Annotated in this window: 22 protein-coding genes and 1 tRNA gene; 4 read left to right on the forward strand and 19 right to left on the reverse strand. The window is 64.8% G+C overall.

Annotation, left to right across the window (positions count from 1 at the left end):
- Window positions 1-54: 54 nt before the first annotated feature.
- Window positions 55-201, forward strand: a complete 147-nt coding sequence (locus GVM20_RS16530; protein ID WP_353653136.1) for a DUF445 family protein — start codon at window positions 55-57, stop codon at window positions 199-201.
- Here GVM20_RS16530 and GVM20_RS10045 read toward each other — a convergent pair.
- From GVM20_RS10045 to sucC, 4 genes are all read right to left on the reverse strand, one after another.
- The gene (locus GVM20_RS10045; RefSeq protein ID WP_166547065.1) at window positions 198-1106 is read right to left on the reverse strand and encodes a hypothetical protein; all 909 of its coding nucleotides are present in this window, start codon (window positions 1104-1106) and stop codon (window positions 198-200) included. The two genes, GVM20_RS16530 and GVM20_RS10045, sit on opposite strands and share 4 nt — an antisense overlap.
- Before the next feature lie 72 nt (window positions 1107-1178).
- The gene (locus GVM20_RS10050; RefSeq protein ID WP_166547066.1) at window positions 1179-2108 is read right to left on the reverse strand and encodes an electron transfer flavoprotein subunit alpha/FixB family protein; all 930 of its coding nucleotides are present in this window, start codon (window positions 2106-2108) and stop codon (window positions 1179-1181) included.
- 108 nt (window positions 2109-2216) lie between these two features.
- Window positions 2217-2963: an electron transfer flavoprotein subunit beta/FixA family protein gene (locus tag GVM20_RS10055; protein ID WP_166547067.1), complete on the reverse strand. Its 747-nt coding sequence runs from the start codon at window positions 2961-2963 to the stop codon at window positions 2217-2219.
- Window positions 2964-3117: 154 nt separating this feature from the next.
- Window positions 3118-4317 carry an ADP-forming succinate--CoA ligase subunit beta gene (sucC, locus tag GVM20_RS10060; RefSeq protein WP_166547068.1) on the reverse strand — a complete coding sequence of 400 codons (1200 nt, stop codon included), beginning with the start codon at window positions 4315-4317 and terminating at the stop codon, window positions 3118-3120.
- A gap of 124 nt (window positions 4318-4441) precedes the next feature.
- Between sucC and GVM20_RS10065 the strand changes: the two genes are divergently transcribed.
- The gene (locus GVM20_RS10065) at window positions 4442-5218 is read left to right on the forward strand and encodes a 3'(2'),5'-bisphosphate nucleotidase CysQ (RefSeq protein ID WP_166547069.1); all 777 of its coding nucleotides are present in this window, start codon (window positions 4442-4444) and stop codon (window positions 5216-5218) included.
- 161 nt (window positions 5219-5379) lie between these two features.
- On the opposite strand, the gene GVM20_RS10070 is transcribed toward GVM20_RS10065, so the two are convergent.
- Window positions 5380-6075 carry a YiaD family glycine zipper/OmpA-like lipoprotein gene (locus GVM20_RS10070; protein WP_166547070.1) on the reverse strand — a complete coding sequence of 232 codons (696 nt, stop codon included), beginning with the start codon at window positions 6073-6075 and terminating at the stop codon, window positions 5380-5382.
- Between the two features lie 184 nt (window positions 6076-6259).
- Between GVM20_RS10070 and GVM20_RS10075 the strand changes: the two genes are divergently transcribed.
- The gene (locus GVM20_RS10075) at window positions 6260-7567 is read left to right on the forward strand and encodes a hemolysin family protein (protein ID WP_166547071.1); all 1308 of its coding nucleotides are present in this window, start codon (window positions 6260-6262) and stop codon (window positions 7565-7567) included.
- Between the two features lie 100 nt (window positions 7568-7667).
- On the opposite strand, the gene GVM20_RS10080 is transcribed toward GVM20_RS10075, so the two are convergent.
- The 9 genes from GVM20_RS10080 to GVM20_RS10120 form a co-directional block, all read right to left on the reverse strand.
- A complete protein-coding gene (locus GVM20_RS10080) occupies window positions 7668-8081 on the reverse strand; it encodes a DUF3035 domain-containing protein (RefSeq protein ID WP_166547072.1) in 414 nt (137 codons plus the stop codon).
- Window positions 8074-8610: a signal peptidase II gene (lspA, locus tag GVM20_RS10085; protein WP_166547073.1), complete on the reverse strand. Its 537-nt coding sequence runs from the start codon at window positions 8608-8610 to the stop codon at window positions 8074-8076. Before lspA ends, GVM20_RS10080 begins: the two co-directional genes overlap by 8 nt.
- On the reverse strand, window positions 8607-11453 hold the full coding sequence (gene ileS, locus GVM20_RS10090) for an isoleucine--tRNA ligase (RefSeq protein WP_166547074.1): 2847 nt from the start codon (window positions 11451-11453) through the stop codon (window positions 8607-8609). Before ileS ends, lspA begins: the two co-directional genes overlap by 4 nt.
- Before the next feature lie 145 nt (window positions 11454-11598).
- A complete protein-coding gene (locus tag GVM20_RS10095; protein WP_166547075.1) occupies window positions 11599-12534 on the reverse strand; it encodes a bifunctional riboflavin kinase/FAD synthetase in 936 nt (311 codons plus the stop codon).
- Window positions 12534-13037 (reverse strand): dihydrofolate reductase, encoded by a 504-nt coding sequence (locus GVM20_RS10100; RefSeq protein WP_166547076.1) that lies wholly within the window; start codon window positions 13035-13037, stop codon window positions 12534-12536. Before GVM20_RS10100 ends, GVM20_RS10095 begins: the two co-directional genes overlap by 1 nt.
- Window positions 13034-14101 carry a 5-(carboxyamino)imidazole ribonucleotide synthase gene (locus GVM20_RS10105; RefSeq protein ID WP_166547142.1) on the reverse strand — a complete coding sequence of 356 codons (1068 nt, stop codon included), beginning with the start codon at window positions 14099-14101 and terminating at the stop codon, window positions 13034-13036. The genes GVM20_RS10100 and GVM20_RS10105 overlap by 4 nt, the downstream gene beginning before the upstream one ends.
- The gene (gene purE, locus GVM20_RS10110; RefSeq protein ID WP_166547143.1) at window positions 14101-14592 is read right to left on the reverse strand and encodes a 5-(carboxyamino)imidazole ribonucleotide mutase; all 492 of its coding nucleotides are present in this window, start codon (window positions 14590-14592) and stop codon (window positions 14101-14103) included. Before purE ends, GVM20_RS10105 begins: the two co-directional genes overlap by 1 nt.
- A complete protein-coding gene (gene gpmA, locus GVM20_RS10115; protein ID WP_166547077.1) occupies window positions 14592-15278 on the reverse strand; it encodes a 2,3-diphosphoglycerate-dependent phosphoglycerate mutase in 687 nt (228 codons plus the stop codon). Before gpmA ends, purE begins: the two co-directional genes overlap by 1 nt.
- 63 nt (window positions 15279-15341) lie before the next feature.
- Entirely contained in the window at window positions 15342-15512 is a 171-nt protein-coding gene (locus GVM20_RS10120) for a hypothetical protein (RefSeq protein ID WP_166547078.1), read from the reverse strand.
- A gap of 121 nt (window positions 15513-15633) precedes the next feature.
- On the opposite strand from GVM20_RS10120, the gene GVM20_RS10125 reads away from it, so the two are divergent.
- Window positions 15634-15708: transfer RNA gene (locus GVM20_RS10125), tRNA-Thr, on the forward strand.
- 245 nt (window positions 15709-15953) lie between these two features.
- On the opposite strand, the gene GVM20_RS10130 is transcribed toward GVM20_RS10125, so the two are convergent.
- From GVM20_RS10130 to GVM20_RS10150, 5 genes are all read right to left on the reverse strand, one after another.
- Window positions 15954-16814: a sterol desaturase family protein gene (locus GVM20_RS10130; protein ID WP_353653137.1), complete on the reverse strand. Its 861-nt coding sequence runs from the start codon at window positions 16812-16814 to the stop codon at window positions 15954-15956.
- Window positions 16815-16917: 103 nt separating this feature from the next.
- Complete coding sequence (locus tag GVM20_RS10135; RefSeq protein WP_166547079.1) at window positions 16918-17286, reverse strand: nuclear transport factor 2 family protein; 369 nt, start codon at window positions 17284-17286, stop codon at window positions 16918-16920.
- A gap of 22 nt (window positions 17287-17308) precedes the next feature.
- The gene (locus tag GVM20_RS10140) at window positions 17309-17545 is read right to left on the reverse strand and encodes a biotin/lipoyl-containing protein (RefSeq protein ID WP_166547080.1); all 237 of its coding nucleotides are present in this window, start codon (window positions 17543-17545) and stop codon (window positions 17309-17311) included.
- Window positions 17546-18532: an alpha-ketoacid dehydrogenase subunit beta gene (locus GVM20_RS10145; protein WP_166547081.1), complete on the reverse strand. Its 987-nt coding sequence runs from the start codon at window positions 18530-18532 to the stop codon at window positions 17546-17548.
- A complete protein-coding gene (locus GVM20_RS10150; protein WP_166547082.1) occupies window positions 18532-19500 on the reverse strand; it encodes a thiamine pyrophosphate-dependent dehydrogenase E1 component subunit alpha in 969 nt (322 codons plus the stop codon). Before GVM20_RS10150 ends, GVM20_RS10145 begins: the two co-directional genes overlap by 1 nt.
- Between the last annotated feature and the right edge of the window lie 25 nt (window positions 19501-19525).

Genomic DNA, 19525 nt, shown 5'->3' on the forward strand with positions numbered 1-19525 from the left:
CCTTTCTTCGGGGACCGCCAAGCTGCCGAGCGAATCCTGCAGTTTCAAGTCGATATGCGACGAGCGGAGGCGGATGGGCGAGCTCTCGGAGACCGTCCTGAGGGAGTGATGGGCCGCGACCTCCAGTTCATCCGCATCAGCGGCACGCTGGTCGGCGGGCTGGTGGGCACGACGCTGCACGCCTTGGGGGCGGTGCTCTAACCGGGGATCCGGATAACGCGCGGGGCGGTCATCGTCACGTAGATGGTCACTGGCCAGAACGACCGCATCGGTTTGCCCGCCGCGTCCAGAGCAGGCTCCAGCTGTGCCCGCGCCACGCCCTTGCACACTTCCGTTTCCAGCTTGGCGTCGGTGTTGTCGACCAGCGAGCAGCTTTCCACGCCGCCATCTGGCCCGACAATGGCCCGGATCCGCATGGCGTCCATTCCTCCGGATTTGTTGAGCCGTTCCCACGGGACCGCAGAGTATATCTTGCCCATGGCTTTTTCGGTGTTTTGCGGCTGGGCGGCGCGCGTCATGGTGCGATGCTGCTCCGCATCGAGACCCCAAGAGCCTACCAGATCGATCAGGCATTCGTTCATCACCTTGACCGGGCCGTCGAGCGGTCCGGTCATCAGGCGCACCTGATTGTTCGAATCGGCGATCTCGACAGACCTGACCCCCGCGCCGACCGCGGGGTCGAGCCTCTGGGGGGGCTTGGGTGGCGCATTTCTTCCGAGTTTTGCCTCTAACGGGTCATCTCCGCTCAGGCTGACCCACGTGAAGTAGAGCGCCCGGCCGTAACCATCCAGCGGCCCGACCAAAGGCTCCTGCACGGTTGGCGGGCGATCGGGGAGAAACCGGACAGTGTTGCCTTTCGCCGACCATTTGATCGCGTCGAACGCAGGCCCAGCGAGCGCCAGACTGAAGTGCTCTCCCGGAAAATACTGCTCAAGGATCATCACATTGCGACTGCTCTCGGGCCCGAACAGGCGAATCAGCCGGCACTTGTCCTTGTCGAAATCGACGCTCCACTTGCTGCCCGGCTCGAGCACGACGGGCTCGGCCGCAGCAGCAGGCGTGATTGCGGTCGCAAGGGCGGCGAGGGCAAGAGCGGCACGACGCATGAAAAAACCTCCGGCGAGCGCGCAGGCTGCCGGAGGCTTCTTTCATTTTCAAGTTTTTGCGCGTTCCGCGCCTTACAGCGCCGCAGTCAGCTCCGGCACCGCCGTGAACAGGTCAGCGACCAGCCCAATATCCGCGACCTGGAAGATCGGCGCATCGTCGTCCTTGTTGATGGCGATGATGACCTTGGAGTCCTTCATGCCGGCAAGGTGCTGGATCGCGCCCGAGATGCCGATGGCGAAGTACGCTTCCGGGGCCACGATCTTGCCGGTCTGGCCGACCTGATAGTCATTGGGGACATAGCCCGCGTCGACCGCCGCACGGCTCGCGCCGATGGCGGCGCCGAGCTTGTCGGCGAGCGGGGTGATGGTCGCCTCGAAGGTTTCCGCATCCTTCAGCGCGCGGCCGCCCGAGACGATGATCTTGGCGCTGGTCAGTTCGGGACGCTCGCTCTTGGCGATTTCCGAGCTGACGAAGCTGGAGATGCCGGCATCGCCTGCGCCGCCAACGGCTTCGACGGTGCCCGAGCCGCCTTCGGTCGCGGCCTTTTCGAACGCGGTGCCGCGCACGGTGATCACCAGCTTGGCATCGGTCGATTCGACGGTGGCGATGGCATTGCCGGCGTAGATCGGGCGGGTGAAGGTCTTGGGGCCTTCAACCGACAGGATCTCGCTGACCTGCATCACATCGAGGTGCGCCGCAACGCGCGGGGCGACGTTCTTGCCCTGCGTGGTGGCAGCGGCGAGGAACGCGTCATGGTGGCCCATCAGCTCGGCAGCGAGCGGAGCGACGTTTTCGGCCAGCCCGTTGGCATAGGCAGCATCATCCGCGACGTGGACCTTGCCCACGCCTGCGATCTTGGCCGCAGCTTCGGCAACCGAACCGCAGTTGTGACCGGCGACGAGCAGGTGCACTTCGCCCAGCTTGGATGCAGCCGTGACGACCGCGAGGGTCGCATCGTGCACCTTTGTGTTGTCATGTTCGACGAGAACCAGAGTCTTCATTGAACTTACCTCTCACTTGAAACCCGTTCGCTTCGAGCGAAGTCGAGAAGCCTGTCTCGACCACGGGCTGCGCCCTCCGCTCGACACGAACGGGGGCGGGGTTAATCCTTACGCGATGCCGAGCGCCTTGACCTTTTCGACCAGCGCGGCGACGTCGGCGACCTTTTCGCCCGCCTGACGCACCGGCGGCTCGGCGACCTTGAGGGTCTTGAGGCGCGGGGTCAGATCGACGCCGTAATCGGCAGCGGTCTTGGTCGCGAGCGGCTTCTGCTTGGCCTTCATGATGTTCGGCAGCGAGGCGTAGCGCGGTTCGTTCAGACGCAGGTCGGTGGTGACGATCGCGGGCATGGCGAGCTTCACGGTCTGCAAGCCGCCATCGACTTCGCGCTTCACGATCACGCTGTCACCATCCACCTCAACGGTGTTGGCGAAGGTGCCCTGCGGACGGCCCATGAGGGCTGCGAGCATCTGGCCGGTCTGGTTCGAATCGTCCGAAATCGACTGCTTGCCGAGGATGACGAGGCCGGGGGCTTCTTCATCGGCAATCGCCTTGAGGATCTTGGCGACCGCCAGCGGTTCCACGTCCTCGTCGGTCTCGATCAGGATCGCCCGGTCGGCGCCCATTGCAAGCGCGGTGCGGAGCGTTTCCTGCGCCTTGGCCGGCCCGACGCTGACAGCGACGATCTCGGTGGCCGCGCCCTTTTCCTTGAGGCGGATGGCTTCCTCGACCGCGATCTCGTCGAACGGGTTCATGCTCATCTTGACGTTGGCAAGGTCAACGCCCGTGCCGTCGGCCTTGACCCGCGGCTTGACGTTGTAATCGATCACCCGCTTGACGGGGACGAGGATCTTCATGGGGCGTTCCTTCCTCTCACAAAATCACTGGCCCAGAATCACTGGAACTGAAGCCTTGGCCGCCGCGTAGCTTGCGTTTACGTAAACGTCAAGCGAGGCGGCGGCGCGTAGGACCGGGCGAAATTGATACGCGATCAACGCCGCCCGGGATGTATCAGGCGGCCTTCTTAACCTCGGCGACGATCTTCTGTGCGGCATCGCCCAGATTGTCGGCGCTGACGATGGCGAGGCCCGAATTCTCGAGGATCGCCTTGCCTTCCGCGACATTGGTGCCTTCGAGGCGGACGACCAGCGGAACCTGAAGGTTCACGTCCTTGGCTGCCTGCACGATCCCGTTGGCGATCACGTCGCACTTCATGATCCCGCCGAAGATGTTGACGAGGATGCCCTCGACCGCAGGGTCCTTGAGGATGATCTTGAAGGCCGCGGTGACCTTCTCGGTGGTGGCACCGCCGCCCACGTCGAGGAAGTTGGCCGGGAAGGCGCCGTTCAGCTTGATGATGTCCATCGTCGCCATGGCGAGGCCCGCGCCGTTCACCATGCAGCCGATGTTGCCATCAAGCTTGATGTAGGCGAGGTCATATTCGCTGGCTTCGACTTCCGCCGGGTCTTCTTCGGTCTCGTCGCGCAGGGCTTCGATATCGGGGTGGCGGTAGAGCGCGTTGCCGTCGAAGCTCATCTTGGCGTCGAGCACCAGCAGCTTGCCGTCTTCGCTTTCGACCAGCGGGTTGATTTCCAGCATCTCGCAATCGGTGGCGAGGAAGGCGTCATAGAGCTGCTTGGCAAGCTTCTGGGCCTGCTTATTGAGATCGCCGGTCAGCTTGAGCGCGAAGGCCACGGCGCGGCCGTGATGCGGCTGGAAGCCCTGCGCGGGATCGACGCTAAAGGTGGTGATCAGCTCGGGCGTATCATGCGCCACGGTCTCGATATCCATCCCGCCCTCGGTCGAAACCACGAAGGCGACGCGCCCGGTGGCACGGTCAACCAGCAGCGAGAGGTAGTATTCCTTGGCGATGTCGACGCCGTCGGTGATGTAGAGCCGGTTCACCTGCTTGCCCGCATCCCCCGTCTGGATGGTGACCAGCGTGTTGCCGAGCATTTCCTTGGCGTGGGCTTCCACTTCCTCAAGGCTCTTGGCGAGGCGCACGCCGCCCTTGCCATCGGGGCCGAGTTCCTTGAACTTGCCCTTGCCGCGGCCGCCCGCATGGATCTGCGCCTTCACGACATAGAGCGGCCCGGGCAGCTTCTTGGCAGCTTCCACCGCTTCTTCGACGGTCAGCGCGGCGTGGCCGGCCGGGATGGCAAGCCCGTGCTGGGCGAGCAGTTCCTTGGCCTGGTATTCATGGACGTTCATGGCGTATCGATCCCTTTGATGCGTATTCTGGGCGTATCCTGACGAGAGGTCGTCTGGCGGGGGCCTAAGCACGGATCGACCCTCTTGAAAAGTGCTTGCGGCACGGCCAACACGGATGCCTCTCATGATTGACAGGGATCACCTTCTGGCCATCGTCCGCGAGGCGGGCCGCATCGCCCACTCGCGTTGGCCGGGGGCAGGGCATGACCTGCACAGCTGGGACAAGACCCCAGGCAACCCGGTGAGCGAGGCTGACCTTGAGGTTGACCGCTTTCTCAAGCGCGAGCTGCACCGTTTGTTGCCGTCGGCGGCGTGGCTGTCCGAGGAAACCGCCGATGACAAGGCGCGCACGCAGAGCGGCCTCATCTGGTTGGTCGATCCGATCGACGGCACGCGCGATTTTGTCGGCGGGCGGCCGGGCTGGGCGGTGTCGGTGGCGCTGGTGAGTTCGGGCCGACCGCTGATCGGGATGCTCGCCGCACCCGCAAGGCGCGAGGAATGGGTGGCGGTCGCTGGGCAAGGCGCGACATTGAACGGCATCATGATCCGGGCGAGCCAGCGTACCGAATTCTCCGGCGCGCGAGTGCCGACTCTCAGCCTCCCCAACGATGACAGCGATCTGGTCATGGTCGATCAGCCCAACTCGATTGCGCTCAGGATCGCGATGGTCGCCGCCGATCAGGCCGATCTGGTGGCGACATTGCGCTGGGGCTACGAGTGGGACATCGCCGCTGCGACTCTCATAGCGCGCGAGGCAGGGGCTGAGGTGACGGACGCGTTCGGCGGACCGCTTGCCTATAACAAGCACGATCCACGCGATTTCGGGGTGCTGGTGTGCTCCCCGGCCATTCACGCCGCTGCTGTCGAGCGGTTGGCGGAGCGGGCCGCAGCGCTGCGCTGAAACGCAATCGGGCTGTCCCGCTAGGGCAGCCCGCAAGCGCGACCGCGCGCCCGCAGCGACTGAAGGGAGCGAGGATTTCGCGCGCCGGATGGCGTGCGGAACGCATAAACGCAAACGGGCCGCCCCGAGGGACGGCCCGCCGCTATGCCTGTGTCAGACCATCAATTCCCGCGAGCGGCGCTCACGTCGGCTTGGCTGACCGGGATGATCTTGATCTCAACCCGACGGTTGAGCGCTTCGCTGATGTTGTCGCCGGTCTTCACGCGCAAATAGTCATACTGCTCGCCAAAGCCCTGCGTCGCCATCCGCGCCCGCGCCACGCCGCGTGCGGCGAGATAATCGGCAACCGCCTGTGCGCGCTGTTCGGACAGACGCTGGTTGGTGGCGGGCGACCCGGTCGTGTCGGTGAAGCCATAGACGTCGATCAGGCTGTTCGGATACTTGATCAGCGTTTCAGCGACGCTGTTCAGGGTATCGAGGAAGCCCGGGTTGATCGCCGCAGAACCGGTGGCGAAGGTCACGCCGTCGGGCAGACGCACGAGAATGGCGTCCTGATCGCCGACTTCTTCCACGTCCACACCGCTGCCGGCGGTCTGTTCCTTCAGTTCCTTGATCTGGTCGTCATACTGCTTGCCGATCACTGCGCCGGCCGAGCCGCCGATGCCTGCGCCGATGATGCGGCCCGTATCGCCGCCGATGGCGCCGCCGAGCAGGTAGCCGAGCGTGCCGCCAAGGCCGGTGCCGATGGCCGTGCGCGAGATCTTCTTTTCGCCGGTGTTGGGGTCAGTGACGCAGGCGCTGGTGCCCAGCAAGGCAAGTGCAGCTGTGCCTGACAGCAGAATACGCGAGATAGTCATAAGCAATTTCTCCCTCTTGTGTGACGCTAAAAGTGCCATGCAACCGGAACGGCAGCAAGGGTTCAGCCCACTGAGACAATAGGGCCCTTGACCCCTCGCGCATTGACCCATGTTGAACAGAATGCCGCCAAGCGATGATGTTGCAAGGCTGGCAACACCGCCCGTTTGTGCTAGCGCAGAAGGCGTGACCCCGTTTCCCTGGACCGATCTTGCCACCATTGTGGCGCTTGTTGTGATCAATGGCGTCTTCGCCATGTCCGAGCTGGCGATTGTGTCAGCCAAGACCAGCACGCTCGAAGCCAAGGCCGAAGCCGGGTCCAAAGCGGCGCGAACGGCGATTGCGCTGGCCGCCCATCCGGGCAAGTTCCTCTCGACCGTGCAGATCGGCATCACGCTGATCGGGATTGTCGCTGGCGCCTATTCCGGGGCGAGCCTCGGCGGGCCGGTGGGTGAGCGGATGGAAGCGCTGGGCCTGCCGCCCGAATATGCTGACGAGGCCGGATTTGCCGTCGTGATCGCGCTGACCACCTATCTCAGCGTCGTCGTGGGTGAGCTGGTGCCCAAGCAATTGGCGCTGCGCAGCGCGGTACCGCTGGCTTTGGTGATGGCGCTGCCGATGGCGATGCTCTCGCGGATCGGCGCGCCGCTGGTGTGGCTGCTCGATTCGAGCTCGGCGGTCATCTTCAACCTGTTCGGCCTGCGCCGCACCGACGAGGCGACAGTCACCGCCGAGGAATTGCGGATGATCTTTGCCGAGGCGACCCGGTCGGGCGTGATCGAGGCCGAACAGCGCCAGATCCTCACCGGCGTGGTCCGCTTGGCCGAGCGTCCGGTGCGCGAGATGATGACGCCGCGCACGGATATCGACTGGATCGAGGCCGATGCCGACGTCGCCGAAATCCGCGAAACGATCGAGGAAAGCTCGCATTCGCTGCTGCCGGTCGCCGAAGGCTCGCCCGACACGATCCTTGGCGTGGTCAAAGTCCGCGATGTGCTGGCGGCGATGGTCAGCGGCGAGGCGGTCTCGATCCGCGCGATGATGCGCAAGGTCGAGGTGGTGCCCGACCAGCTCGACGCGATGGACGCGCTGCGCGTGCTGCAATCGGCTGAAGTGGCAATGGCGGTGGTGCACGACGAATACGGGCACTTCGAAGGGATCGTCACGCCGGTCGACCTGCTGACCGCGATTGTCGGCAACTTCGCGAGTGACAGCGATGATGGCGATTTGCCGTCGGTGGTGGAGCGCGAGGATGGCTCGCTGCTGGTATCGGGTTCGCTATCGGCCGATGCGCTGGCAGACCGGCTGGGCATCGAATATGGCGAGGACCGGGAATTCGGCACAGCGGCAGGCTATGCGCTGTCGGTGATGAAGAAACTGCCGGGCGAAGGTGAGCACTTCACCGACCAAGGCTGGCGCTTTGAGGTCGTCGACATGGATGGTCGCCGGATCGACAAGCTGCTGGTGAGCCGCGAGGTTGAGGGCAGGGAATAAAGCGCAATTGCGGTCACACGCCGACCGCAAGGCCGACCGGAGCGATGCGGCCTTCAGACTGCGTGAGCGAGGACGTCGCGGGCCTGAGGGCCCGCGCAAATCACGAAGGGATCACCGTCGTTGCCGCCTGCCCGTCACCTTCGGGCGCGGCAATGATGTCGCGGGTCACGCGGCCCTTGGCGACCGTGTTGGTTTCGGTATCGCCAACCTGGCTACGGATGCTCGGCGCGGCGGCACCAGCGCGGTCGATCACGCTCGCTTCCACGCGGCTGCGCGGCGCAGGGCCACCGAACAGGGCGTCGAGCGCCTGTTCGGCCGCGGTGCCTTCGGACGGACGCGGGGCGCCGGGGGCCGGCGGGGTGAGCGTGAAATCGGGCGGAACCACCAGCGGCGCCTGACGCTGCACAGCGAATTCGTCGGGCCGCTCGCGGTTGAACACCCCGCCGCCGCCGCCACAGGCCGCCAGCATCGCCGAAGCGCCGGTCAGCAGGATCAGGGGTGCAAACTTACGCATCTTGGGTCTCTCCACGGGGCGCTTCCCCGGTTTCGGTGTCGTCCTTGTCGCGCACCAGCAGGCTGCGGGCAAGGATTATGACGACGCCGATGGTGATGGCGGCGTCGGCAATGTTGAAGATCAGGAACGGGCGGAAGGTCTCGATGTGGAAATCGGCATAGTCGATGACATAACCCAGTTCATAGCGATCGCGGATATTCCCCAGCGCTCCGCCAAGGATCAGCGACAGGCCGAGAATCTCGCCCAGCTTGCGCTCGCGCATCATCCACACCAGCACCACCAGCGCGATCACCCCGGTGAGCAGCACCAGCAGCCAGCGGGTTTCCATGTCATTGGCCTGGAACATCCCGAGCGAGATGCCCTTGTTCTCGGTATAGGTAAGGTCGAAGAACGGCAGCAGGTCGATATGCAGCACCTGACGCAGTTGCAGCGGGCCGATCACGTACCACTTCACCACCTGGTCGATGATGGCGACCAGCGCCGCCAGCGCCAGGCCAATCAGCCGGTTGCGGGTGAACAACCCGCTCATGATCCGACAACTGCATCGCAACGACCGCACAACGCCCCGTCTTCCGCCACGTCAGGCAGGAGCCGCCAGCAACGGCCGCATTTGTGGTGGGAGGTCTTGGTGACGATCACCGCATCGCCCTGCCCGCGCGTCACTGTCGCGGTGATGAACAGCTCGGCGAGTTGTTCGTCCGAAACGCCTTCGGGCACCGCGCTGTCAGGAACGACCACTTCGGCTTCGAGGCTGGAGCGGATCGTCTTGTCGCGCCGCAGCGGCTCGATCGCTTCGTTGACCTGATCCCGCAGCGCGCGCAGCATGTCCCAGCGGGCATTGTCGACCACGACGCCCGGCACGGCGGGCCATTCGAGCAGGTGGACAGACCCGCGCTGCCCGTTGTCGTCCGCCTCGCCATCCTCGGGATAGCGGCTGAGCCATACTTCCTCCGCCGTGAACACCAGCACCGGCGCGGCATAGCGGATCAGCGCGTGGAACAGGAGGTCGAGCACCGTGCGATAGGCGTTGCGCGTGGTCGAATCCGGCCCGTCGCAGTACAGCGAGTCCTTGCGGATATCGAAGTAGAACGCGGACAGATCCTCGTTGCAGAAATCCACCAGCAGGCGGGTGTAGAGGTTGAAGTCGTAGGCTTCCGCCGCGGCTTTCAGCTTTCGGTCGAGATCGGCCAGCAGCGACAGCACGTAAACTTCCAGCTCCGGCAAGGCCCCGCCATCGCCCATGTCGCCCACAAAGCCGTCGAGCGCACCCAGAAGGTAGCGGAAGGTGTTGCGCAGCTTGCGATACTGGTCGCCGACGCCCTTGAGGATCTCGTCGCCGATGCGGTGATCTTCGGTGAAATCGACGCTCAGCGCCCACAACCGGATGATGTCGGCGCCGTATTCCTCCATCACCTTGATCGGGCTGATGGTGTTGCCCTCGCTCTTGGACATCTTGCGGCCCTTGGCGTCCATGGTGAAGCCATGGGTCAGCACCTGGTCGTAAGGCGCGCGGCCGCGCGTGGCGCAGGATTGCAGCAGCGAGGACTGGAACCAGCCGCGATGCTGGTCGGAGCCTTCAAGATAGAGGTTGGCGGGCCATGTCAGGTCCGGCCAACGCCCGCTTTCGAGCACGAAGGCATGGGTGCAGCCCGAATCGAACCAGACGTCGAGAATGTCGGTGACCATTTCGTAGTCGTCGGGATTGTGCGCGCTGCCGAGATATTCCGCCTTGCGCGCTTCCTCCCACGCATCGACGCCTTCCTCACGCACGGCGGCAACGATGCGGGCGTTGACTTCGGGGTCTTGTAGGTACGAGCCATCCGGCCGCACGAATAACGTGATTGGCACGCCCCACGCGCGCTGGCGGGAGAGCACCCAGTCGGGCCGCCCTTCGACCATCGCACCGATCCGGTTGCGGCCCTTTTCGGGGATGAAGTCGACGCGGGCGATTTCGGAGAGGGCGACGTCGCGCAGAGTCCCGCCTTCGCCGAGGACCTTATCCATCGGCACGAACCACTGCGGGGTGCAGCGGAAGATCACCTTGGCCTTGGAGCGCCACGAATGCGGGTAGGAGTGGGCGTAATCCGCGCTTGCGGCGAGCAGCGCGCCGGTTTCGCGCAGGTCCGAACAGATCGGGCCATCGGGCGCGTTGAACTTGGGGTTGATGACGCTCATGCGGCGCTCGTCGGCAGCGCCCAGCCATGGCCAGTCGTCGCGGTAGCGCCCGTCATCCATCACCGCGAAAACGGGGTTGATGCCGTTCGCCTTGCAGAGGTCAAAGTCGTCCTCGCCATGATCGGGCGCCATGTGGACGAGGCCAGTACCAGAGTCGGTGGTGACGAAGTCGCCGGGCAGCAGCGGGCGCGGGGTCGCGTAGAACCCGCCGAGGTGGTGCATCGGATGGCGGGCGAGGGTGCCGGCGAGGTCTGCGCCTTTGATCAGCTTGCCGGTGTCGTTCCACCGCTTCTGCGGCTCATTGTCCTGAATGACACCGTCAATAACGGTGAATCCCACTCTCCGGTAGAACTCAAGGACTTGCTGCTGCGCGACCAAGTAGCGTTCGCCATCGAGAGTGAGGATCACATACTCAACCTCCGGCCCATAGGCCAAAGCCTGGTTCACCGGGATCGTCCAAGGTGTCGTGGTCCAGATGATCGCGAACGCTCCGACAAGGCTTGGATCATTGGGGCACTCAACAATCTCGAAGGCCACGTCGATCTGGGTCGAGGTGATGTCCTCGTATTCGACTTCCGCTTCGGCCAGCGCGGTCTTTTCGACCGGGGACCACATCACCGGCTTGGCCCCGCGATAGACGTTGCCCGCCTCGGCAAACTTCATCAGCTCGGCGACAATCGTCGCTTCGGCCTGAAAATCCATGGTGAGATAGGGATGGTCCCAATCGCCCATGATGCCGAGCCGCTTCAGCTGCTCGCGCTGCACATCCACCCATTGCTGGGCATAGGCGCGGCATTCGGCGCGGAATTCCTTGGGCGGAACCTCGTCCTTGTTCTTCTTGGCCTTGCGGTAGGCTTCTTCGACCTTCCACTCGATCGGCAACCCGTGGCAATCCCAGCCCGGCACGTAAGGCGCATCGCGGCCCAAGAGGTTCTGGGTGCGACAGACCATGTCCTTGAGGATATGGTTCAGCGCATGGCCGATATGCATGTCGCCATTGGCATAGGGCGGGCCATCGTGGAGGATGAACTTCTCGCGGCCCCGGCGGGCATCCCGCAGGGCGTTGTAGAGCCCGATCTGCTCCCAGCGCGCGGCAATGCCCGGCTCCTTCTGCGGGAGGCCGGCCTTCATGGGGAAATCGGTCTTCGGCAGGAAGACGGTGTCCCGGTAATCGCGCTTGGTGCTTTCGTCAGACATAGGCTCGGGCCGTTAGGGCAATTGCGGCTCGCGATAAAGTGTTTGCGCGCACCACGTCCCAAACTCGTCATGCTGAACTCGTTTCAGCATCCATTCTTCGGCTTCGAGCAGCGGTGCTTGTGACGCAATGGATCCTGAAACAAGTTCAGGATGACGAAGAGAGCAACCGCCGCGCTTCGGCGCAATCCTTGTCCATCTGTGCGATCAGCGCGTCGAGCGAGTCAAACTTCGCCTCGCCGCGAAGGAAGTGGTGGAAGGCCACCTCGATCTCCTGCCCATACAGGTCGCCGGAGAAGTCGAAGAAATAGGGCTCCAGCAGCTCCTTGGGCGGTTCGAACTGCGGGCGGATGCCGATATTGGCCGCGCCGTGGAGCACCTGGCCGGTGGCGAGCAGGCGGCCTGTCACGGCATAGATGCCGTATTTGGGGCGCAGGTAGTTGTCGATTGTGACGTTGGCGGTGGGGTAGCCGATGGTGCGCCCGCGCTTGTCGCCATGTTCGACGATGCCCCGGATCGCGAAGGGTCGGGTGAGCAGGCGCGCGGCCAGCTGCGGGTCGCCGTCGCGCAAGGCTTGCCGGATGCGGCTGGAGGAGACGACCTCGTCTCCCTCACTCACCGCTGCGACCACGCGCGATTGCAGGCCCAATTCGCTGCCAAGGGTGCGCAGCAGCTCGACATTGCCCTTCGCGCCCTTGCCGAAGGTGAAATCGCCGCCGGTGACCACCCCGTGCGCGCCAAAGCGCTCGATCAGGATGGCGCGGATGAAGTCCTCGGCGCTCGTCCCCGCCAGATCGGCATCGAAGTGGAACACCAGCATCGCGGTCGCGCCCGCCGCCAGATACAATTCCTGTCGTTGCTCCAAGGTCGTCAACCGGAAGGGTGACACATCGGGCTTGAAGAAGCGCACCGGATGCGGATCGAAGGTGGCGATGATCGAGGGGCGGCCCTCGGCCTGCGCCCAGCGGATCGCCTCGCCCGCCACGGCCTGATGGCCCGCGTGGAACCCGTCAAAATTGCCGAGCGCGATGATGGCACCGCGCAGCGCCTCGGGCATGGAATCGCGGTGATCGAGCCAGCGCATCAGACGGTGCCAGCCTTGCGGAAGGTCAGAAACGAGAATGCGGGATGCTGCTCCTGCGCGGCGTGATCCTCGCGCCCTGTCAGCACCCAGTCGCGCCCCGGTTCGGCCATGAAGGTGTCGCCGGGGTAGCTCGCGTGGATCTGGGTCAGCTCGATCCGGTGGGCGAGGGGCAGGAACACGTCATAGATCGCCGCCCCGCCGATGATCGCGACTTCGCCGGCTGCGTTGCCTTCCTCCGCCAGCGCGAGCGCTTCCTGGACCGATCCGGCGATCTGCGCGCCGTCGGCGGCAAAGCTGTCCCGGCGGGAGAGCACGATGTGGCGGCGGCCGGGGAGCAGGCCGGGGAGGCTTTCAAAGGTCTTGCGGCCCATGATCATCGGTTTGCCCATCGTCAGCGCCTTGAAGCGCTTGAGGTCAGCGGGCAGGCGCCACGGCAGGTCGCCCTCGTTGCCGATCGCGCCATTGGCGGCGCGGGCGTAGATCAGCACGATTTCGGGGGTCATCGCACCGCATGTCCGACGCGGGTGACGTGGCCCATCTTGCGCCCCTCGCGCACTTCGTGCTTGCCGTAGAGGTGCAGGTGCGGCTCGCCCGGCTCGGCCAGGATGGCGTGCGCGCGCAGAGCGTCATCGCCGACGATGTTGCGCATTTCGATGGCTTCGAAGCGGGTCTTGGTGACCCCCAGCGGCAAGCCGCAGATCGCGCGGATGTGGTTTTCGAACTGGCTGGCGGCCGCGCCCTCGATGGTCCAGTGGCCGGAATTGTGCACGCGGGGCGCCATCTCGTTGAACACCGGGCCTTCGCGGGTGGCGAAGAACTCCAGCGTCAGCACCCCGACATAGCCCAGCGCCTCGGCGACCTTGGCAGCGAGCTCGCGCGCGGCGGGCACCTGCGCTTCGACCAGCGCACCGGCGGGCAGGATCGATTGCGCCAGCATGCCGCCTTCATGCAGATTGGCGGTGGAGTCCCAGAACTTCACGCTGCCGTCCTTGCCCCGCACAAGGATCACCGAAAACTCGGTCTCGTAGGTCACGAAGCCTTCGTATATGCAGGTCACGCCGGGAAAGCGCACGCCGCTGGCTTCCAGCGCTGATCGCACGCGCCACTGGCCCTTGCCGTCATATCCATCGCGCGCGGTCTTGAGGATGCCGGGGGTGCCGACCCGGACAAGCGCGGCGGCGAAGTCATCCTCGGTCTCGACCCGTGCGTAGGGCGCAGGCGTGCCGCCGAGGCTTGCGGCAAACGCCTTCTCGCTCAGCCGGTCCTGAGCCACCTCCAGCGCGCGCGCAGGGCAGGCGAGCAGGTGCGGGGGGATCGCGGCGACCGTGCTGAGCGGCACGTTCTCGAACTCCCAGGTCACGACATCGCAGCGGCCCGTGAATGCGGCGAGCGCAGCGGCATCGTCCCAATCGGCGGTGATGAAATCGGACGAGGCATCGGCGGCGACATTATCACCCTCCGGCGCGAAGCCGATCACCTTGTAGCCGAGCTGCAAACCGGCAACGGCCATCATCCGGCCCAGCTGACCGCCGCCCAGAATGCCAATGGTGGAGCCGGGGGGAAGCATCAATCCTCCGGCACCTCGGCAACGCCAGCGCTGTTGGCGGCGCGCCAGTCTTGCAGGCGTTCGGACAGATCTTCGTCGCCCAGCGCCAGGATCGCGGCGGCGAGGAGCCCGGCGTTCTTCGCGCCTGCCTCACCAATCGCCAGCGTGCCGACGGGAACGCCGCCCGGCATCTGCACGATGGAGAGCAGGCTATCCATGCCGCTCAAGGCTTTCGACTGCACCGGCACGCCCAGCACCGGCAGATGCGTCATGCTGGCGATCATGCCGGGCAAGTGCGCCGCGCCGCCCGCGCCGGCGATAATGACGCTGAAGCCCTCGCCCTCCGCACCCTTGGCAAAGGCGACCATCCGGTCCGGTGTGCGGTGGGCCGAGGTGATTCGCGCCTCGTAAGCCACTTCCAGCTCGCTCAGCACGTCGGCGGCGGCTTTCATGGTCGGCCAGTCGGACTGGCTCCCCATCACGATCGCGACCTTCCCCCCGGTGGCTTCCATCATGCGTCCTTCAGATAGTACCGCGCGCCGGGCACCATATCGGCGTCAAAGTCGTAGATGATCGGCTGGCCGGTGGGAATCTCGAGATCGGTGATGTCCGCATCGGAAATGCCCGAGAGATGCTTGACCAGCGCGCGCAAGCTGTTGCCGTGGGCGGCGATAATCACCGTCTCGCCGCGCGCCAGCACCGGCAGGATCGCCTCCTGCCAATAGGGCAGCACGCGCTCGATCGTCAGCTTGAGGCTTTCGGTAGTGGGGATAGCGATCCCGGCATAGCGCGGGTCGGCGGCGAGATCGAATTCGCTCGCGGCCTCAAGCTCCGGCGGCGGGACATCGAAGCTGCGGCGCCAGATCAGCACCTGTTCGTCACCGTGCTTGTCCCGCGTCTCCTGCTTGTCGAGGCCGGTCAGCCCGCCATAGTGGCGTTCGTTGAGGTGCCAGTCCTTCGTCTCGGGAATCCACAAGCGTCCGGCCGCTTCCAGCGCCAGATGCAGCGTCTTGATCGCGCGGGTCTGGAGCGAGGTGAAGGCGTAGGTCGGCAGCACGCCCTTCTCGCGCAGCAGCACGCCCGCTGAGGTCGCCTCGGCCACGCCCTGCGGCGTCAGATCGACATCCCACCAGCCGGTGAAGCGGTTTTCAAGGTTCCACTGGCTCTGGCCGTGGCGGACAAGGATGAGCTTGGGCATTCTTACTCCGTATTACCGCGCCGCGAGCGGCCCGATCCCCTCACTGCGTCAGAGCGCGCGGGGTTAGCTTTCGCGCGCGGGATTGGGAAGCGATTCCGTTGCATTTGCCGCATCCGAATCGCGCGCAAGGCCACCCGCGGCCCGCGCCTGCGCCTTCCTGCGCCGCAGATTCTCGCGCAGCTTGGCCGCGAGCCGTTCCTCGCGCGACATATTCTTGCGGGAGCCTTCACCCATGCGAAACCCTTTGGCCTGAGTGGTCGCCAGCTTCAAGCCTGCGCACGGCTACCGCAGCGTTAGCGCAATAAGGGCGTTGACAAGACGAGGCCGCGCGACAATAGCGCCCGCCCATACCGGCGCTGCTGTAGCTCAGTGGTAGAGCGCACCCTTGGTAAGGGTGAGGTCGGGAGTTCAATCCTCCCCAGCAGCACCATTTCCGCCCATGCGGGGCGGAAATGAGCCTTTGGCGTTTTGCCGGCCCAGCCGGGCCGACGCCTTCAGCGCTATTCTTCCCCTTCGCTGCGCTACGTTCCGGGCACCTGCGCGCGCGTCTTTGTGCGCCCTATCGCTGCGCTACTTGAGGGCGACTGCGATTGGGGTCGCTATGGGACCGGTTGAGGTCAGGCCTGACGGACTCGTCGCCCCGTGCTTGACACAGGGTTTGACTCACTTCGATGCTCAGGCCGCGGTTTTGCGTTTCTCCAGCCACGGGCGCAGCGGGAACAGCCATTGCTCCTTGATCGAGAGCCGCTTGCGATCATCCTGCCCGACCACCTCGCTCTCACCCTCCTTGTAGGTGCCGAACACGCGGTCCCAGAAGATCACGCTGTTGCCGTAGTTGCAGCGAGTGTCCTCATAGCTCAGCGCCGTGTGGTGCAGGCTGTGGTTGCGGATGGTGGTGAAGAAATACCCGTACCAGATCGGCGGATCGGCGCGGACATTGGCATGGGCATAGGTCGCGATCGCGCCGCCTGCCGTGATGGCGGCGAACAGGGCGTTGAGGTCCACATCCAGCAGCGCCGTTATGCCGAGGCTGATCAGGAACAGTTCGATCGGATTGCCGATAAAGCCCTTCATCGCATTCAATTGCGTGATGTGATGATGCGGCGCGTGGGTCAGCCACAGGGGCGTCCAGTTGTGCATCGCGCGGTGCATCCAGTACTGGCCGAATTCGAACACGAACATCACCACCAGCACCTGCACCAGGAACGGACTGGCTGCGAGCCACGGGGTGCCGATGCCCCAGGCCTCTTTCAATTCGCCCAGCGGGCCGTTGACCAGCGTGTCGCTGAGGAACCCGATCACGCCGTAGCCGAAGGCGACATAGAAAACGTCGGTCAACAGCTCTCGCCGGTTGATGCGCCAGCCTTCGTGCCGTTCGAACACCAGCTCAAGCAGCTGGACGAAGGCGAGGGTGCCAAGGCCCACCGCCATGATCGCCCACGGACCTTGGGTCCACGCGGCGGGCGCCAAGCCCCAGAAGGCCCAGATCGCCGCGACGGTGGCAGGCGGAAGCAGGTTGATAAGCGACTGTTTCACCGGATCGGCCCCATGTTGATTGCCGTCGCTCTATGGCGGCGTTCCGGGCCGAGAGAATACGCCATTCTGCGTAAGCGGTCGAGGGGATCGGTGAACCTGCGTTTTAAGCCCGCGCGGCGACTTCGGCGGCGTCGAAATAATGAATGCGCAATTCGCGCAGCAGCCCGTCCTCGAAGCACCCGGCCTCGCAGATTGTCTGGGTGAAGGGGGCGGATCCGTCCTTGGGGTGCATGGTCAGGCGGATCACCATCACCGCCCAGGTATCACCCCCGGTGCAATCGAGCATTTCGAGCTTGGTATCGGCCCAGGTGCCATACATCGCCGCCGCGCAGCGTTGCAGCGCGTCCTTGCCGCGCCACTCGCCCGGAAAGGGGAGCGAATTGGCCTCGTAGAGCACGAAATCGGGGTGGATCAGCGCCTCCACCGCCGCCCAGTCGCGGGTGCCGGCGGTGGCGTAGACATTCGCCAACATTTCTCTGGGAGAAGCCACACCCTCAGCCCTCGTCGATGGTGCCGATCAGATCGCCGACCTTGTAGACCGCGCCTTCCTCGCCGGTGGGATGGATGATCCCGCTGGCCTGGGCTTCGATCTCGGTCGTGCTCTTGTCGGTTTCGACGGTGTAGATGATCTCGCCCTTCTCGACGCGTTCGCCTTCGCCGAACATCCATTCGACGAGAGTCATTTCGACCGCGCTCATGCCGAGCTTGGGGATGCGGATTTCTGATGCCATTTAGAGTTTGCCCACACTTGCTTTGATTTGTGCGATGAGGTCCGATTTTTGCGGAATCCATGCCTGTTCGAGGTGACTGGCGAAGGGCACGGCCGAGAACGTCCCGCCAATGCGCCGCACCGGGCCCTTGAGGCTGTCCCAGCACTTTTCCTGAATGTTGGCCGCGATTTCCGCGCCGGTGCCGAACGGGCGAACGGCTTCGTGCAGGGTGATTGCGCGGCCAGTCTTGCGGACGGACGCCAGCACGGTCGCCTCATCGTAGGGGGCGATGGTGCGCAGGTCGATAACCTCGACCGAGATGCCTTCCTTCGCCAGATCATCCGCCACGGCCAGAGCGTCCAGCACGGTGCGGCCATAGGTGATGAGGCTGATGTCGGTCCCCTCGCGCGCAATCGCCGCCTTGCCGAGCGGCACGCGGTAACCCGGGCCGGGATCTTCCGCCTTGAGGCCGTAGCACAGGATGTTCTCGATGAAGATCACCGGGTCGTTCGCGTCAATCGAGGCGCGCATCAGCCCGCGCGCATCGGCGGGGTTGGAGGGCGTCACCACATGAATGCCCGCCACGTGGGCGAACCACGCTTCGAGCATGTCCGAGTGCTGCCCGCCGAAGCCCACGCCGACGCCGGTGGTGGTGCGGATCACCATCGGGCACGGGGTCTGCCCGCCCGACATGAAGCGCAGCTTGGCCGCGTGGTTGACGATCTGGTCCATGCACACGCCGACGAAGTTCATCAGCATGATCTCGGCAATCGGGCGCTGCCCGGCGAGAGCGGCACCGACAGCCGCACCGATGATCGCGGTTTCCGAGATCGGCGTCGCGCGGATGCGGTGTTCGCCATATTTCTCGGTCAGGCCCGAGGTGACCTTGAACACCCCGCCGCCCTGCTTGGCGGAGACGTCCTCGCCGAGGCAGAACACGCCCGGATCGTCGGCCATCGCCTCGTCGATGGCGAGGTTCAGCGCCTGGGTCATGGTGATCTGGGCCATCAGGCGGTCTCCTCCAGCACGTCTTTGTAGATTTCGTCGGTATCGGGCAGCGGCGCATTCAGCGCGTGCTCGACCGCTGCGTTGATCTGCGCGTCAATGTCGGCAACGATCGCGTCCAGCTCCTCCTCGGTGAACTGGTAGTCGAGCATCACCTGCCGCAGCTTGGGCAACGGGTCTTCGGCCTTCATTTCGGCGATGTGCTCGGGCGGCATGTAGCTGAAGTCCGAGCCGAAGAAGTGGCCCATCATGCGGTAGCACATGGCTTCAACCAGCGTCGGCCCCTCACCGGCGCGGGCGCGGGCGACGGCTTCCTGCATCGCGGGGTAGATCTGGTGGACGTCGTTGCCGTCAACCGTCACGCCCTTCATCCCGTAACCTGCCGCGCGCGTGGCGATATTGGGGCTGTCGGTGTGATCGGCGTAGGCGGTGTGCTCGCCGTAGCGGTTGTTCTGGCACAGGAAGATGACCGGCAGCTTGTAGAGCTGGGCCATGTTCATCGCCTCGTGGAAGCCGCCGATATTGGCCGCGCCGTCGCCGAAGCTCACCAGCGTCACACGCCCGTCGCCATTGTTCTGGCTCGCCATGGCAAGGCCGTTGGCGATCGGGAGGCCCGAGCCGACGACGCCGGTCGTTACCATGATCCCCGTCTCGGGATCGGTGATGTGCATGGTGCCACCCTTGCCTTTGCAGGTGCCGGTCGCCTTGCCGAGGCATTCGCCCCACCACTTCTCCATCGGGATGCCCTTGGCGGTCTGTTCGCCCTGGCCGCGATAGGTGCAGACGACGTAGTCTTCCTTCTCCAGCGCCGCCATGGCCGCTGCCGAGACCAGCTCCTGCCCGCGCACGCAGTAATACATCACCGCGACCTTGCCGCCCATCAGCAGCTCGCGGAACTTCTCGTCGGTGCGGTTCACCTTCATCGTGCGGGTGTAGATGTCGAGCAGCTTGTCGCGGTCGATCTCGGCCATTTGTGTCACCTTTGGAGGAGAGGGA

This window comes from Porphyrobacter sp. SLTP, from assembly GCF_009905735.1.
Taxonomy (GTDB): domain Bacteria; phylum Pseudomonadota; class Alphaproteobacteria; order Sphingomonadales; family Sphingomonadaceae; genus Erythrobacter.

Excerpts from the sequence above, each read along its gene's own strand:
- GVM20_RS16530 (WP_353653136.1), top strand. The coding sequence starts at position 55 with ATGCGACGAGCGGAGGCGGATGGGCGAGCTCTCGGAGACCGTCCTGAG.
- gpmA (WP_166547077.1), bottom strand. The coding sequence starts at position 15,278 with ATGCCCAAGCTCATCCTTGTCCGCCACGGCCAGAGCCAGTGGAACCTT.
- GVM20_RS10045 (WP_166547065.1), bottom strand. The coding sequence starts at position 1,106 with ATGCGTCGTGCCGCTCTTGCCCTCGCCGCCCTTGCGACCGCAATCACG.
- GVM20_RS10080 (WP_166547072.1), bottom strand. The coding sequence starts at position 8,081 with ATGCGTAAGTTTGCACCCCTGATCCTGCTGACCGGCGCTTCGGCGATG.
- GVM20_RS10140 (WP_166547080.1), bottom strand. The coding sequence starts at position 17,545 with ATGGCATCAGAAATCCGCATCCCCAAGCTCGGCATGAGCGCGGTCGAA.
- GVM20_RS10070 (WP_166547070.1), bottom strand. The coding sequence starts at position 6,075 with ATGACTATCTCGCGTATTCTGCTGTCAGGCACAGCTGCACTTGCCTTG.
- GVM20_RS10135 (WP_166547079.1), bottom strand. The coding sequence starts at position 17,286 with ATGTTGGCGAATGTCTACGCCACCGCCGGCACCCGCGACTGGGCGGCG.
- GVM20_RS10050 (WP_166547066.1), bottom strand. The coding sequence starts at position 2,108 with ATGAAGACTCTGGTTCTCGTCGAACATGACAACACAAAGGTGCACGAT.
- GVM20_RS10095 (WP_166547075.1), bottom strand. The coding sequence starts at position 12,534 with ATGCGCTGGCTCGATCACCGCGATTCCATGCCCGAGGCGCTGCGCGGT.
- GVM20_RS10055 (WP_166547067.1), bottom strand. The coding sequence starts at position 2,963 with ATGAAGATCCTCGTCCCCGTCAAGCGGGTGATCGATTACAACGTCAAG.
- lspA (WP_166547073.1), bottom strand. The coding sequence starts at position 8,610 with ATGAGCGGGTTGTTCACCCGCAACCGGCTGATTGGCCTGGCGCTGGCG.
- GVM20_RS10065 (WP_166547069.1), top strand. The coding sequence starts at position 4,442 with ATGATTGACAGGGATCACCTTCTGGCCATCGTCCGCGAGGCGGGCCGC.
- GVM20_RS10105 (WP_166547142.1), bottom strand. The coding sequence starts at position 14,101 with ATGCTTCCCCCCGGCTCCACCATTGGCATTCTGGGCGGCGGTCAGCTG.
- GVM20_RS10120 (WP_166547078.1), bottom strand. The coding sequence starts at position 15,512 with ATGGGTGAAGGCTCCCGCAAGAATATGTCGCGCGAGGAACGGCTCGCG.
- ileS (WP_166547074.1), bottom strand. The coding sequence starts at position 11,453 with ATGTCTGACGAAAGCACCAAGCGCGATTACCGGGACACCGTCTTCCTG.
- GVM20_RS10150 (WP_166547082.1), bottom strand. The coding sequence starts at position 19,500 with ATGGCCGAGATCGACCGCGACAAGCTGCTCGACATCTACACCCGCACG.
- GVM20_RS10145 (WP_166547081.1), bottom strand. The coding sequence starts at position 18,532 with ATGGCCCAGATCACCATGACCCAGGCGCTGAACCTCGCCATCGACGAG.
- GVM20_RS10100 (WP_166547076.1), bottom strand. The coding sequence starts at position 13,037 with ATGACCCCCGAAATCGTGCTGATCTACGCCCGCGCCGCCAATGGCGCG.
- sucC (WP_166547068.1), bottom strand. The coding sequence starts at position 4,317 with ATGAACGTCCATGAATACCAGGCCAAGGAACTGCTCGCCCAGCACGGG.
- purE (WP_166547143.1), bottom strand. The coding sequence starts at position 14,592 with ATGGAAGCCACCGGGGGGAAGGTCGCGATCGTGATGGGGAGCCAGTCC.